Below are 11,884 nucleotides of genomic sequence, written 5' to 3'. Positions count from 1 at the left end.
GCCGACGGTCGCGGGGCGGCCGAGCGAGGCGCCGAGCTCCTTGGCGACGCGGCGGGCCGCGTCGCCCGCGCGGTCGCCCGGCAGCAGCAGGACGATCTCGTCGCCGCGCGCGGCGGCCAGGCCGTGCTCGACCGCCGCGAACGACGACGCCCAGAACGCGGCGCGCTGCCGGTGGTCGTGCGACTCGTACCGGGCGCACAGCAGCACGTGCGGCGCGGTCAGGTCGACGTTCACCCGCCGGGCCCGGACGACCAGCGTGTCCGCGTCCGTCCGCCGGTCCGACAGGAGGTCGTCGAGCAGCTCGCCCCGGACGCGGCCCTCCGCCTCGGTGACGCTCCGCTGGAACAGCACCAGCAGCGCGGTCACGAGCGCGGCCCGCTCCAGGATGCGCTGGTCGGCGCCGGAGACCTCGTCGGCGGTGCGCAGCACCAGGGTGCCGAGCATCTCGTCGCCGGTCGTGACCGAGGCGATCCACAGGTCTCCGCGCCGCACGGTGCGTCCCTGCGCGCGCGCTGAGTGCGCCGACGCCATCACGCCGGACAGCTCCTCGTCGCTCAGGGCCGCCGAGTCCTTCCCGGTCGTGGCCAGGTGCCGGCCGTCGGCGTCCAGGACGTGCAGGGTCCCGCCCAGCAGTTCGGTGACGACGGCCCCGACGTCCTCGACGCCGCCGCCGCGGACGACCACCGCCGTCATCCGGTCGTGCGCGCGCGCCGCCTGCTCGACGGCCGCGCTGCGCGCCTTGATGACCTCGTTGGCGGCGCTCAGCTCCTCCAACGCGGTCTGCGTCTCCTCCAGGAGGCGGGCGTTGTCGATCGCGACCGCCGCGTGCGCCGCCAGCGACCCCAGCAGCGCGACCTCCTCCTGGTCGAAGGGGCGCTCGCTGCGGTTCGCCGCCGTCAGCACCCCGATCACGCGGCTGCCCAGCCGCATCGGCACGCCGAGGATCGCGACGATGCCCTCCTCGGCCACCGCCGAGTCGATGAACCCGCGGTGCCGGAACTGCTCGTCGCCGAGGTAGTGCGCGCTCGTGTACGGCATCGCCGTCTGCGCGACCAGGCCCACCAGGCCCGCCCCCATCGGCAGCCGCAGCCGCCGGAACGCCGCCGACACCGACCCGTCGGTGACCCGCATGTAGGTCTCGCCGCGCTCGTCGTCGTTCAGCGTCAGGTACGCGATGTCGGCGCTCAGCAGCCGCCGGGCGCGCCGCGTGATCGCCTCCAGCACCGCGTCGAGGTCGCGGAGCCCGGCGAGGTCGCCCGCGGTGTCGAACAGCGCCGCGAGCTCCGCCTCCCGCCGGGCGTGCCGCCGCATGATCGACCGGACCCGCAGCGCGGCGAGCTTCGCCGCCTCCAGTTCGGCCAGCACGGTCGCCGAGGCGCCCTGTGCCCGTGCCTGCACGAGCGGCCCCTCGAACTCGACGGGGGACGCCTCGCGGGCGAGGAGTTCGAGGAAGACGCCGCAGGTCATACGGGCCATTGTCAATGCGCCGTCCAGCCGCCGTCGAGTGCGAGGGACGCTCCGGTCACCATCGACGCGGCAGGGGAGCACAGGTAGCCGACCAGCGAGGCCACCTCGTCGGGCTCGATCAGCCGCTTCACCGCCGAGTGCTCCAGCATGACGCGCTCGACGACCTCGTCCGGGGCCATGCCGTGCGCGCGCGCCTGGTCGGCTATCTGGCCCTCCACCAGCGGGGTCCGCACATAGGACGGGTTGACGCAGTTGGACGTCACCCCATGCGGGGCGCCCTCCAGCGCGATCACCTTGGACAGCCCTTCGAGCCCGTGCTTGGCCGTCACGTAGGCCGCCTTGAACGGCGAGGCCCGCAGCCCGTGCACGGACGAGATGTTGACGATCCGCCCCCAGCCCCGCTCGTACATGCCCGGAAGCGCCTCACGGGCGAGCCGGAACGGCGCCTCCACCATCAGCCGCTGGATCCGCGCGAACACCTCCGGCGGGAACTCGTGGACCGGCGCCACATGCTGGACGCCCGCGTTGTTGACCAGGACGTCGACGTCCGCGGCGAGGCCGTCCAGCGCGTCCATGTCGGAGAGGTCGGCGTGCAGGGGGACCCCGCCGATCTCGTCCGCCGCCGCGCGCGCCGCGTCGCCGTCCACGTCCGCCACCAGCACGCGGGCGCCCGCCCCGGCCAGCAGCCGGGCGCAGGCGCGGCCGATGCCGCTCGCGCCGCCGGTGACCAGGGCTCGTTTCCCCGACAGGTCCAGCGCCTCGGACGTCCAAGCGGCGGGCCGGGGTGTCACGCTCGTCATGCGCAGAACCTACGAAGCGCCGCCGCGGGCTCCCATGTGGCCCCGGCACACAATCCCGTGGCGAACGGTATGGACGGCCTTTACAGCAGCCCGTTCCACATCTGCTCGACGACGAGCGACCACCAGCGGTCCTCGCCGTGGAAGGCGGGCGGGTCGACGGCGGCGAGCTGCTCCTGGATCTTCTCCACCACCGCGCCAGCCGCGTACGGGTCGAGTCCCCGCATCCGCTGCCGTCCGCGCGCGAGCAGGGCCAGCGACCGCGCGAGCTCCGCGGGTCCGGTGTTGACGAACCGGGTCTTCCCGGTGATGGGGTCCACGGCCCACACGCGGCCGATGATGTGCGGCGGGCCGTCGGTCATCACGCTGAGGAAGCAGTGCCCGTCGCCGCCGATGCTGACGAACGGGTCCAGGTTGGCCAGCGCCTGGCCGGACAGCGGGCTGCGCCGCGTCCGCAGCTGCTCCGCGATGGGCTTGGCGGCCCACGCCTGGAAGATGTGCGGCACCTTCGCCGGAAGGCCCGCCGCCGCGAGCGTCGCCGCCTGCCCCGCCGGGACGCCGATGCGCTCCAGCTCGTCGCGCTGGTAGCGGCGGACGCCGTCCGGGCCGAACGCGGACGCCAGGATGCGGCCGAGCTGCGCGTCGTCCAGCGGGGGAGCCTCGGCGCCGCCCGGCACCGGGACGGGCGACGCCGCGGGCGGGACGGGCTGCCCCACCAGCTGCGCCATCATCGCCGCCTGCTGGGCGTTCGCCGCGACGGCCGCGTCCCGCTCCTTCCTGGTCTCCCCGTAGGGCCGCCCGAACGACACGTCGGCCTGCGGGAAGGCGAAATCGCGCAGGAGCACGGCGCAGTAGCAGCCGGGCAGCCGGCACGGCTCGATCTCCGAGTACGCCGACGACACGCTCTCCGCGGGCACGCCGAGCCGCTGCAGCTCCTCCCACACCTGCCAGAACGGGGCCGGGAGCCCCGGCCCCGACACCTTGGCGAGGTAGGTCTCCTCGCCGCCCGCGTCCCGGTAGGTGACCGTGAGGGTGTTGCCCGCCCCCACCGCGGGCCGTCCCGGCCCCTCCGCGGCGGCATCGGCCTGCCCATGGCTCCCGTCGTACATCCCCGTGCCGCCCTTCCGCCGCATCCTCGTTCGTATTCGATCTTGGGGAGAGGCTAGCGTTGGGCGCGGCATCCGCCGACCGGCGAGAGGGTTCCGATGGCCGAGATCACGCACCGCTTCATCGAGTCGCAGAGCGGCCTGCGGATGCACGTCGCCGAAGCGGGCGAGGGCCCGCTCGTGCTGCTCCTGCACGGCTTCCCCGAGTGCTGGTACTCCTGGCGCCACCAGCTCACGGCCCTCGCGGACGCCGGGTTCCACGCCGTCGCCCCCGACCAGCGCGGCTACGCCCGGACGGGCGGCCCCGCGGACCCCGCCCCCTACTCGATCCTGCACCTGGTGGGCGACGCCGTCGGCCTGATCGAGGCCCTCGGCCGCGACCGCGCCGTCGTCGTCGGGCACGACTGGGGCGCCCCCGTCGCGTGGCACACCGCGCAGATGCGCCCCGACAAGGTCCGCGGCGTCGTCGGCATGTCGGTGCCGCACCGCCCGCGCAGCTCCCAGCCGCCGGTCGCCGCGATGCGGCGGATGTTCGGCGACGGCTTCTACATGGTCCGCTTCCAGGAGCCGGACGCCCCCGAGGCCGAGTTCGACCGCGACCGCGCCGCCGCGTTCCGCCGGATGCTGTACGCCGCGTCCGGCGACGGGCCCGGCACGGCGCTGATCGCGCCGGAGGGCGGCGGGGTCCTGGACGCCTGCCCCGAACCCGAGAAGCTCCCCGGCTGGCTCACCGACGACGACATCGCCGCCTACGTCGCCGAGTACGCCGGCAGCGGCTTCACCGGGCCGATCAACTGGTACCGCAACCTCGACCGCAACTGGGACCTCACCGCCCCCTGGCACCGCGCCCCGATCAGCCCGCCCGCCCTCTACATCGCCGGCGACCGCGACCTCGTCGCGACCGGCGCCGTGCACGCGGTCGAGCACCTGTCCGACTTCGTGCCCAACCTCCGCGAGACCGTCTGGCTGCCCGGCTGCGGCCACTGGACGCAGCAGGAGCGCCCCGCCGAGGTCAACGACGCCCTGATCGCCTTCCTGCGGGCCCTCTAGCGGGCCGGCCGGGACGCTTCGGGAGCCGCTCCATCCGGGTCCAGCCGTTCCAGCCGCGCTCCCGCATCAGCTCCAGCATCCGCTCCGCCCGCGGATCGGCCTCGAGCGCGAGCGACTCCAGCAGGTCGAACGGCAGGTGGTCGCCGAGCGTCCCGCCGAACTCGGCCTGGCCGTCGGCGTACGCCTGCTCGAACAGGCCGGCCATGATGTCGGCGGCCTCCACCAGGAGCCGATCGTCGCCCGGATCCCCTTCGATGATCTCCGACAGCACCCGGTAGAGCCGGACGATGCGCGGATCCTCCAGCTGCGCGAACTTCCCGGGCATGAACTCGCGGACGCGGTCGGGCCAGCGGGCCGAGACGAGGATCCACCCGTCCCGCTCGCCCTCCACGATCCGCTCCGACACCCCGAGCCCCCGCAGCCGGTCGAGATAGGCGACGATCTCCGGCGGGAGCACCAGGCCGTCCCCGGCGGCGAGCCGCGCGATCTGCTCGCGGCTGCTCTCCAGCCGCGCGATCTCCTCGCGCAGGCGGTCGTCGATCCGCCGGACGCCCTCGGCGAACGACGCGGAGTCGGCCTCGAGCATGTGGCCGATCCGCGACAGCGGGACGCCCGCGTCGGCCAGCGTGCGGATCCTGATGAGGGACACGACCGCCGTCGCGCCGTACCGCCGGTACCCCGAGGCGTCCCGCTCCGGCTCGGGCAGCAGCCCGATCTGGTGGTAGTGCCGCACCGCGCGCACCGTCACACCGGCGTACGCGGCCAGTTGCCCGATCGTCAGCATGCTCCGATCCTCCCGCCGTCCCGTCAGGAGATCCTGCGGCGGTAGGTGATTCCGGCGAACACGTAGGCGACGACGAGGATGCCGGCGCACCAGGCGAGCGCCGTCCACAGGCCGCCGCCGACCGGACGCTGCGCGAGCAGGGCGCGGAGCGTGTCGACGATGGACGTCACCGGCTGATGCTCCGCGAACGCGCGCACCGGGCCGGGCATCGTGCCGGTCGGCACGAACGCCGAGCTGATGAACGGCAGGAAGATCAGCGGGTAGGAGAACGCGCCCGCGCCGTCCACGCTCTTGGCGGCGAGGCCGGGGATGACGGCGATCCAGGTCAGCGCGAGGGTGAACAGGACGAGGATGCCCGTCACCGCGAGCCAGGCCCCCACGCCCGCGCCCGACCGGAAGCCCATGAGCAGCGCGACGCCGATGACGGCCGCCACCGAGACCGCGTTGGCCGCCAGCGAGGTCAGCACGTGCGCCCACAGCACGCCCGACCGCGCGATCGGCATCGACTGGAACCGCTCGAAGATCCCGCTCTGCATGTCCGTGAACAGCCGGAACGCCGTGTAGGAGATGCCGGACGCGATCGTGATGAGCAGGATGCCGGGGAGCATGTAGTCGACGTACGACGCCGTGCCGGTGCGGATGGCGCCGCCGAACACGTAGACGAACAGCAGCATGATCGCGATCGGTGTGACCGCCGTCGTGATGACGGTGTCGAGGCTGCGGGTGACGTGCCGCAGGGTCCGTCCGGTGAGGACGGCGGTGTCGCCCAGGAAGTGCGTGGTCATCTCTGCTCCTCGTCCACGGGGGTCCGGCCGTCCGCTCCGACGACCGCGAAGAAGATCTCTTCCAGGGAGGGCTGCTTCTCGACGTACTCGACCTCGGCGGGAGGCAGCAGCCGCCTGAGCCCGTCCAGGGTGTCCTCGACGACGATCCGGCCCTGGTGCAGGATCGCGATCCGGTCGGCGAGCTGCTCGGCCTCGTCCAGGTGCTGGGTGGTCAGCAGCACGGTCGTGCCGCCCTCGGCGAGTTCCTTGACGGCCTGCCACACCTCGATGCGCGCCTCCGGGTCCAGCCCGGTCGTCGGCTCGTCGAGGAAGACGACGGGCGGGTCCCCGATGAGGCTCATCGCGATGTCCAGGCGCCGCCGCATGCCGCCGGAGTACGTCGCCGCCTTCCTGCCGCCCGCCTCCGCCAGCGAGAACCGTCTCAGCAGGCCGTCGGCGATCCCGCCCGGGTCCGCGAGATGCCTCAGCCTGGCGACCAGGACGAGGTTCTCCCGCCCCGTGAGCACCCCGTCGACGGCGGCGAACTGCCCGGTGAGGCTGATGGACGCGCGCACCCTGGCGGCCTGCGTCGCGACGTCGAAGCCGTTGACACGCACCGTCCCCGCGTCCGCCTTGAGCAGCGTGGACAGGATCCTCACCATCGTGGTCTTGCCCGCCCCGTTCGAGCCGAGCAGGGCGAAGACGCCGCCCCGCCGCACCTCGAGGTCCACGCCGCGCAGCACGCGCAGCTCCTTGTAGGACTTCTGCAAGCCCCGCACCTGGATCGCGGGCCCCTGGCCCTGATCGGTCGTCATGGCGGCCAGCCTGAGGGGTTGACGCTGCGTCAGGGTCAAGTCCGCGCGGAAATGTCGGAGGCGGCGCGTACGGTCGCGTCGTGAACCGCACCGACCGTCTGTACGCCCTGGTTGAGGAGCTGCGGGCCTGCGCCCCGCGCCGGGTGAGCGCCCGCGAGCTGGCCGCGCGGTACGAGGTGAGCGTCCGCACCATCGAGCGCGACATCGGCGCGCTCCAGCAGGCCGGCGTGCCGGTGTACGCGGACGTCGGCCGGGGCGGCGGCTACACCCTCGACAAGAGCCGGACGCTGCCGCCGCTGAACTTCACCCCGGCGGAGGCCGTCGCCGTCGCGATCACCCTCGCCCGCGCGGGCGGCTCGCCGTACTCCCGGTCCGCCCGCACCGCCCTGCACAAGATCGTCGCCGCGATGTCGGCGGAGCACAGCGCCTCCGCCCGCGAACTCGCGGCCCGCGTCCGGTTCCTGATCCCCGCCGGGGACGACGACCCGGCGTCCGTGCCCGCCGTCCTGGAGGAGGCCGTCCTCAGCCGCCGCGTCGTCCGCCTCACCTACATCGACCGGGCGGGCGCCGAGACCGTCCGCGACGTCGAGCCCGTGTCGTTCACCGCGTCGAGCAAGGGCTGGTACCTGACCGCCTGGTGCCGCAAGCGCGGCGGCCGCCGAGTCTTCCGCACCGACCGCGTCCGCCGCGCCGTCCTGCTGGAGGAGACCGCCCCCGAACGGCTCGTCGAGGCCATGCACGACGACGTCCCGTCCGACTACGTCGTCCGCCCCCTCGAATTCGTCTGACCTCCGGCCCGGGAGCGGCGCGCCTATGATCTCCTGCCGTGGGCCGATCGAGTACTCAGCCGGCGGCGGGGGTCGTGCTGGCCGGCGGCCGCACCCGGGCGTGGGTGGAGCAGGGCGCCCTGCACTGGAAGCGGGGGCGGACCACCGTCGTCGTGCCCGGGACGGGGATCCGCAAGGTCGAGGCCGCCGGGCGGTCGCTGACCGTGCTCCTCTTCGCGGACACGCAGGCCGAGACCCTGACGACCCGGCACCGCAACGAGGCCATGGTCGCCGCGCTCGGCGAGGAGATCGAAGCGATCATCAGTGATCCCCGCCCGTCGGGGGAACGGCAGCCGATACGGCGGCATCGGACACGAGCGTGGCCCCTGCGGATCCCGGCCGCCCTGCGTGATCGCGTCCTGCATGGCAGCCCGTGGTGGCGGCGTGCGCTCTGGTACGTGGTCCTGGGGTTGCCCCTGGCCGTCTGGCTGCCGGTGGAACCGGGCTTCCTCGGGCCGGTCGCCTGGCTGCTGCTCCCGGCCGGCGTCGCCTTCCTGCGCCTGTGGGTCGGCATGGCCGAGTTGGACACGCGGTGGGTGATGTGGCGGCGGGGCGTCACCGTGCGCGCCCGATTCGAGAATGATCCGCACAGCGAGGCCGACCCCGCATGCATCGTTCACTTCCGCACTCTTGATGGCCGGGAGGTCACGGCGCACTCGCCCCTGCGCGGGTATCGCGACGAAATCAGATACGACCCAGAGGACCCCTCACGCGTGCTCGCACCGACTCGCGTGGCCTGGCTGGGGATCGCCCTGGCCGCTTTCATGCTGACCGGTATCTGGGGTGTGGCCTTCAGCATCCCGGCGGTTCTCTGGCTGATCGGGCTGCTGGCACTGCCGTTCTGACACAGCTCATGCACCACCCCCCGAACGAGGTCCCGCCCGTCTACGTCGTCCGGGACCTTGGATCCGGCTGACCGGCGTAGCGTCTTGCGCATGAGTGCGCCAGCGGAGCGGGTTCTCCACCTGCCGGAGAAGGACAAGCACGGCATCGTGCAGACGCGGTGCGGCCAGTACGTCTCCGGGGACGAGGTCCGTGACGACCCGCGCGAGGCCACCTGCAAACGGTGCGTGGAGATCCGCAGGGACGAGGAACAACGCAGGTTCGACGCGGAGGAAGACCACTACGGCGAATCATCCTGATCAGCCCCGCGCCCCCAGGTCGGGTGTGTCCATACAGTTCCGATGGCGGCGCTCGCGGGGTGGTCTTGCACCAGGCCGCGTGGTAACGATGGCGAGCATGAGCGACACACCCGTCCCCTACGCCGGCGGCCACAACGGCCCCACGCGGGTCCTGCAACTCCACACGCGGCGCGGGGTGGTCGCCAAGGCCGGTGTCACCGTCGGCATCGACGGTGCCCACTACCACCAGCATTGGGGAAGCGCGGCCTTCGAGATCCCGGCGGACAAGCCGGTGCACATTGCCGTGTCACAGGGAAACGGTCAGGTCGGCGTCGCTGCCACGGTTCTCACCCCTGAGCAGCCATCTGAACTGGAATACCGCGGCCCTGCGGCGCTGTACCTCGCGGGCACCATCGGGGCCCCTGGCACGGTCAAGCAGCGCGGCTGCCTGCTCCAACTCGCGATCTTCATTATCGTGCCCCTGATCGCGCTGGTGCTCGTGATCATGCTCGGCATGCTTCTGGCCTGACCGCCGACGCGGCGCGGACGCCGCGCTCGCCGCAGATCCGGCCGCGCGCTCATACCGCCTGTGCGGTCGGGCTGTCGGGCCACCGGCGCCGGCCCCACGGCGCCGCACTTGCCAGCAGACCAACGCTCGCGTCGGCGGCCACCACTGCGTGCGGGACACCCCCCAGGTCGGCGAGAAGAGCGGCGAACTCGCGGCGGGTGAGGGTGAGGTACCCGGCAGCGGGGTCCTTGCTGTCGCGCACACCGACACGTCCACCGAGGTCACCGATCTCGACGCAATTGCCTTCGTCGGCGCCGCTGTGGCTGCTCTTGCGCCAACGGGGCGGGGTGGTCATGGCCGCAGGTGGGCGAGGAGGTCGGCGAAGCCCCGGCGAGTGAGGGTGAGGTGCCCACCGGCGGGGTTCTTGCTGTCGCGGACGCCAACGTGACTCTTGAGATCGGCGACCTCGACGCACTCATTTTCGACGCCGCCGCTGTAAGTGCTCTTGCGCCAATCGGCCTGAGGCGGCTCGGGAGTGTTCATGAATGCGACGCTACCTCGTCGATCAGCGCCAGCGAAGCGGTTCTGCTCAAGGTTGCTGAGAGCAGCAGTTCGAAGATCTCCTCGTGTGCCGCGACCTCCTCCTCGTCCTCGACGAAGGTGCTCTTGTTGAGTTGATCGCTTACAGAGACGGTGAGCCGTCCGGGTGGCCGCAGGGAAAGAAGGTGATACGGAGTGATGAGCCAGAGGTACTCGCTGGCTTCGCGGGGGAGCACCCGCAAGTCGATGTGCTTGAGTCGGGCGGCCTCGCCCAGCCGCTGAAGCTGTCTGCGCAAGATCCCTTGGTCGCCGCCGACCCGATTGTGGAGGACCGCTTCCGAGATGATCGGTATGTAGCGGGGTGGATTGGGGGCGCTTAGGACTTGCTGGCGCGACAGTCGGAAGTCGACCAGCGCTTTGGCGTTGTGTTTCGCAGGTCCAATGGCGATCAGTTTTCGGTTGTAGTCGGGAATCTGAAGCAGCCCTGGAACGAGATTGGGCTGGAAGGTGCGGATGACGTCGGCGTCCTCTTCCAAGCTGGCCAGGTCGAGAGCGGCGGCGGAGATGCGGCCCTCCCATGCTCGCTCCCACGTCCCACGACGATGTGTGGCGAGGTGGAGGAGGGATTCGCGGAGGGGGCCGTCCTCGATGCCGTAGAGGTCGAGGAGGTCGCTGAGTTCGTCGGGGGCGATGGCCTGGAGGCCGTTCTCGACCATGCTCATCCAGCCCTGGGAGCGGCCGAAGCGGCGGGCGACGGTGGCGACGGTCAGGTTGTGGCGGTCGCGGGCTTTGCGGAGCGCCGAGCCGATCCGGCGCTGCCGGACCGTGGGGGCGTGACCGGAAGGCATCCTTCAAGAATGTCACCGAGCGTGTCGGATCGGTGACCGATTGAACGTTCAGTCGGGAAACGTTCAGAGCCGGTACCGGGAGGCCCGCGAGCGGCGAATGTGGCGGGCGTTTCCGAATCGAGGGGAGGCGCATGATGGGAGCGCCCGAGAACAGAGGGACGGCCCCCGGCGGGCTGGTCGTGGTGAGCGCGCTCACCCTTCCGGGCGTCCGGCGGTCCGTCGGGCACGCGCGGCGGTTCCTGCGGGACATGCTGCCTCCGGATCACCCTGGTCTTGACGACGTGGTGACGGTCGTGAGCGAGCTCGTCTGCAACGCCGTCACGCACACGGCCTCCGGCGACGGCGGCCGGGTGACGGTCACCCTGCTGGCCGGGGGCGACCGCCTGCGGCTGGAGGTCGCCGACGACGGTGCGGGCGGCGGGCGTCCGCAGGTCAGGGCCGAGACGGGCGCCGAGAGCGGGCGCGGGTTGCGGATCGTGGACGCCTTGGCGCGCGCTTGGGGATACCGGCCGGACGGGCCGGGCACGGTCGTGTGGGCGGAGTTCCGGTCGGCCGGCCGGAACTTGTTCGGAAACTCCGACAGGGGGCTGTCGCCGGACTCCCCGAGGCTGATTCCCGCAGCGTTCGAAGGAGGAGAAGGATGAGCATTCCCGCGTTCAACACCGTGGCGTGGTTCCAGATCGGCACCGACGCGCCGGAGGAGGCCCGTCGCTTCTACGGCGACATGTTCGGATGGAGGTTCACGTCCGACCCGCAGAGCGACGGCTATGACCTCGTCAGCTACGAGGGCGCCGAGGAGCCCGCCGGCGGCGTCGCGCACGTGCCCGACGCGTCCCAGAACCACGCGGTCTTCTTCGTCCTCGTCGAGGACGTGGACGCGGCGTGCGCCCAGGCCGAGAAGGCCGGAGGCGGGGTCGCCGTCCCGACCACGACGACGCCCGACGGCCTGCGGTTCGCGCACCTCCAGGACCCGTCCGGCAACCGCTTCGCCGTCTTCACGCCGCCCACGCCCTGACCGGCGAGCACGGAAAAGGGCCCCGGGAGTACCCGGGGCCCTTTCGCCCTGCCCGCTGACGGCCGCCCTGACGGCCGTCCGGCGGCCTCGGCGGTGATCGCGGCCTACACCTCCGCGATCACCCGCGAGGCCCGAACCTCAGCCACCGGTCACGGGACAGCCCGTGGAGCGAGCGCCAGCGAGCGCAACGGGATGCCCGGCGCGCCGCGCCCCCGCAGCGCAGCGAGCGCCAGCGAGCGGAG

The 11,884-nt window shown here is 72.4% G+C and carries 16 protein-coding genes; 7 read left to right on the top strand and 9 right to left on the bottom strand.

The genetic code is table 11. The features are described 5' to 3' along the window. The 3 genes from ABZ914_RS35510 to ABZ914_RS35500 all read right to left on the bottom strand — a co-directional run. A partial coding sequence (locus ABZ914_RS35510; RefSeq protein WP_500198621.1) for a GAF domain-containing protein occupies window positions 1-1,467 on the bottom strand: 1,467 nt, incomplete at its 3' end. Between the two features lie 11 nt (window positions 1,468-1,478). Further along, entirely contained in the window at window positions 1,479-2,267 is a 789-nt protein-coding gene (locus ABZ914_RS35505) for a 3-hydroxybutyrate dehydrogenase (RefSeq protein WP_387028461.1), read from the bottom strand. A gap of 80 nt (window positions 2,268-2,347) precedes the next feature. Continuing rightward, a complete protein-coding gene (locus tag ABZ914_RS35500; RefSeq protein ID WP_500198619.1) occupies window positions 2,348-3,397 on the bottom strand; it encodes an SUKH-4 family immunity protein in 1,050 nt (349 codons plus the stop codon). Between the two features lie 72 nt (window positions 3,398-3,469). On the opposite strand from ABZ914_RS35500, the gene ABZ914_RS35495 reads away from it, so the two are divergent. Continuing rightward, the gene (locus ABZ914_RS35495; RefSeq protein ID WP_500198618.1) at window positions 3,470-4,420 is read left to right on the top strand and encodes an alpha/beta fold hydrolase; all 951 of its coding nucleotides are present in this window, start codon (window positions 3,470-3,472) and stop codon (window positions 4,418-4,420) included. On the opposite strand, the gene ABZ914_RS35490 is transcribed toward ABZ914_RS35495, so the two are convergent. From ABZ914_RS35490 to ABZ914_RS35480, 3 genes are read right to left on the bottom strand one after another with little or no spacing between them, the layout of a single operon-like run. Further along, window positions 4,383-5,204 (bottom strand): MerR family transcriptional regulator, encoded by an 822-nt coding sequence (locus ABZ914_RS35490; RefSeq protein WP_500198617.1) that lies wholly within the window; start codon window positions 5,202-5,204, stop codon window positions 4,383-4,385. The two genes, ABZ914_RS35495 and ABZ914_RS35490, sit on opposite strands and share 38 nt — an antisense overlap. A 23-nt stretch (window positions 5,205-5,227) precedes the next feature. Further along, on the bottom strand, window positions 5,228-5,989 hold the full coding sequence (locus tag ABZ914_RS35485; RefSeq protein ID WP_500198615.1) for an ABC transporter permease: 762 nt from the start codon (window positions 5,987-5,989) through the stop codon (window positions 5,228-5,230). Continuing rightward, window positions 5,986-6,783 carry an ABC transporter ATP-binding protein gene (locus ABZ914_RS35480; RefSeq protein ID WP_190862847.1) on the bottom strand — a complete coding sequence of 266 codons (798 nt, stop codon included), beginning with the start codon at window positions 6,781-6,783 and terminating at the stop codon, window positions 5,986-5,988. The genes ABZ914_RS35485 and ABZ914_RS35480 overlap by 4 nt, the downstream gene beginning before the upstream one ends. 80 nt (window positions 6,784-6,863) lie before the next feature. Between ABZ914_RS35480 and ABZ914_RS35475 the strand changes: the two genes are divergently transcribed. The 4 genes from ABZ914_RS35475 (at window position 6,864) to ABZ914_RS35460 (ending at window position 9,260) form a co-directional block, all read left to right on the top strand. Then, window positions 6,864-7,571, top strand: coding sequence for a helix-turn-helix transcriptional regulator (locus tag ABZ914_RS35475; RefSeq protein WP_500198614.1), 708 nt, complete (start codon window positions 6,864-6,866; stop codon window positions 7,569-7,571). A 38-nt stretch (window positions 7,572-7,609) separates the two neighbouring features. Continuing rightward, window positions 7,610-8,455, top strand: a complete 846-nt coding sequence (locus ABZ914_RS35470; protein ID WP_500198613.1) for a DUF3592 domain-containing protein — start codon at window positions 7,610-7,612, stop codon at window positions 8,453-8,455. Window positions 8,456-8,545: 90 nt separating this feature from the next. Beyond that, window positions 8,546-8,752: a hypothetical protein gene (locus ABZ914_RS35465; protein WP_500198612.1), complete on the top strand. Its 207-nt coding sequence runs from the start codon at window positions 8,546-8,548 to the stop codon at window positions 8,750-8,752. A gap of 97 nt (window positions 8,753-8,849) precedes the next feature. After that, window positions 8,850-9,260: a hypothetical protein gene (locus ABZ914_RS35460; RefSeq protein ID WP_500198611.1), complete on the top strand. Its 411-nt coding sequence runs from the start codon at window positions 8,850-8,852 to the stop codon at window positions 9,258-9,260. A 49-nt stretch (window positions 9,261-9,309) separates the two neighbouring features. On the opposite strand, the gene ABZ914_RS35455 is transcribed toward ABZ914_RS35460, so the two are convergent. From ABZ914_RS35455 to ABZ914_RS35445, 3 genes are read right to left on the bottom strand one after another with little or no spacing between them, the layout of a single operon-like run. Further along, entirely contained in the window at window positions 9,310-9,594 is a 285-nt protein-coding gene (locus ABZ914_RS35455; protein ID WP_500198609.1) for a DUF397 domain-containing protein, read from the bottom strand. Further along, complete coding sequence (locus ABZ914_RS35450) at window positions 9,591-9,782, bottom strand: DUF397 domain-containing protein (RefSeq protein ID WP_500198608.1); 192 nt, start codon at window positions 9,780-9,782, stop codon at window positions 9,591-9,593. Before ABZ914_RS35450 ends, ABZ914_RS35455 begins: the two co-directional genes overlap by 4 nt. Continuing rightward, complete coding sequence (locus tag ABZ914_RS35445; protein WP_500198607.1) at window positions 9,779-10,627, bottom strand: helix-turn-helix domain-containing protein; 849 nt, start codon at window positions 10,625-10,627, stop codon at window positions 9,779-9,781. The genes ABZ914_RS35450 and ABZ914_RS35445 overlap by 4 nt, the downstream gene beginning before the upstream one ends. A gap of 131 nt (window positions 10,628-10,758) precedes the next feature. On the opposite strand from ABZ914_RS35445, the gene ABZ914_RS35440 reads away from it, so the two are divergent. Continuing rightward, window positions 10,759-11,271 carry an ATP-binding protein gene (locus ABZ914_RS35440; protein WP_500198605.1) on the top strand — a complete coding sequence of 171 codons (513 nt, stop codon included), beginning with the start codon at window positions 10,759-10,761 and terminating at the stop codon, window positions 11,269-11,271. Then, window positions 11,268-11,642, top strand: coding sequence for a VOC family protein (locus ABZ914_RS35435; RefSeq protein WP_194737352.1), 375 nt, complete (start codon window positions 11,268-11,270; stop codon window positions 11,640-11,642). Before ABZ914_RS35440 ends, ABZ914_RS35435 begins: the two co-directional genes overlap by 4 nt. The last annotated feature ends 242 nt before the right edge of the window (window positions 11,643-11,884 follow it).

It is taken from the genome of Spirillospora sp. NPDC046719, assembly GCF_040645715.1.
Lineage (GTDB): Bacteria > Actinomycetota > Actinomycetes > Streptosporangiales > Streptosporangiaceae > Spirillospora.
The sequence above is the reverse complement of the archived record's forward strand: the minus strand, read 5'-3'. Positions and strand labels throughout refer to the sequence as shown.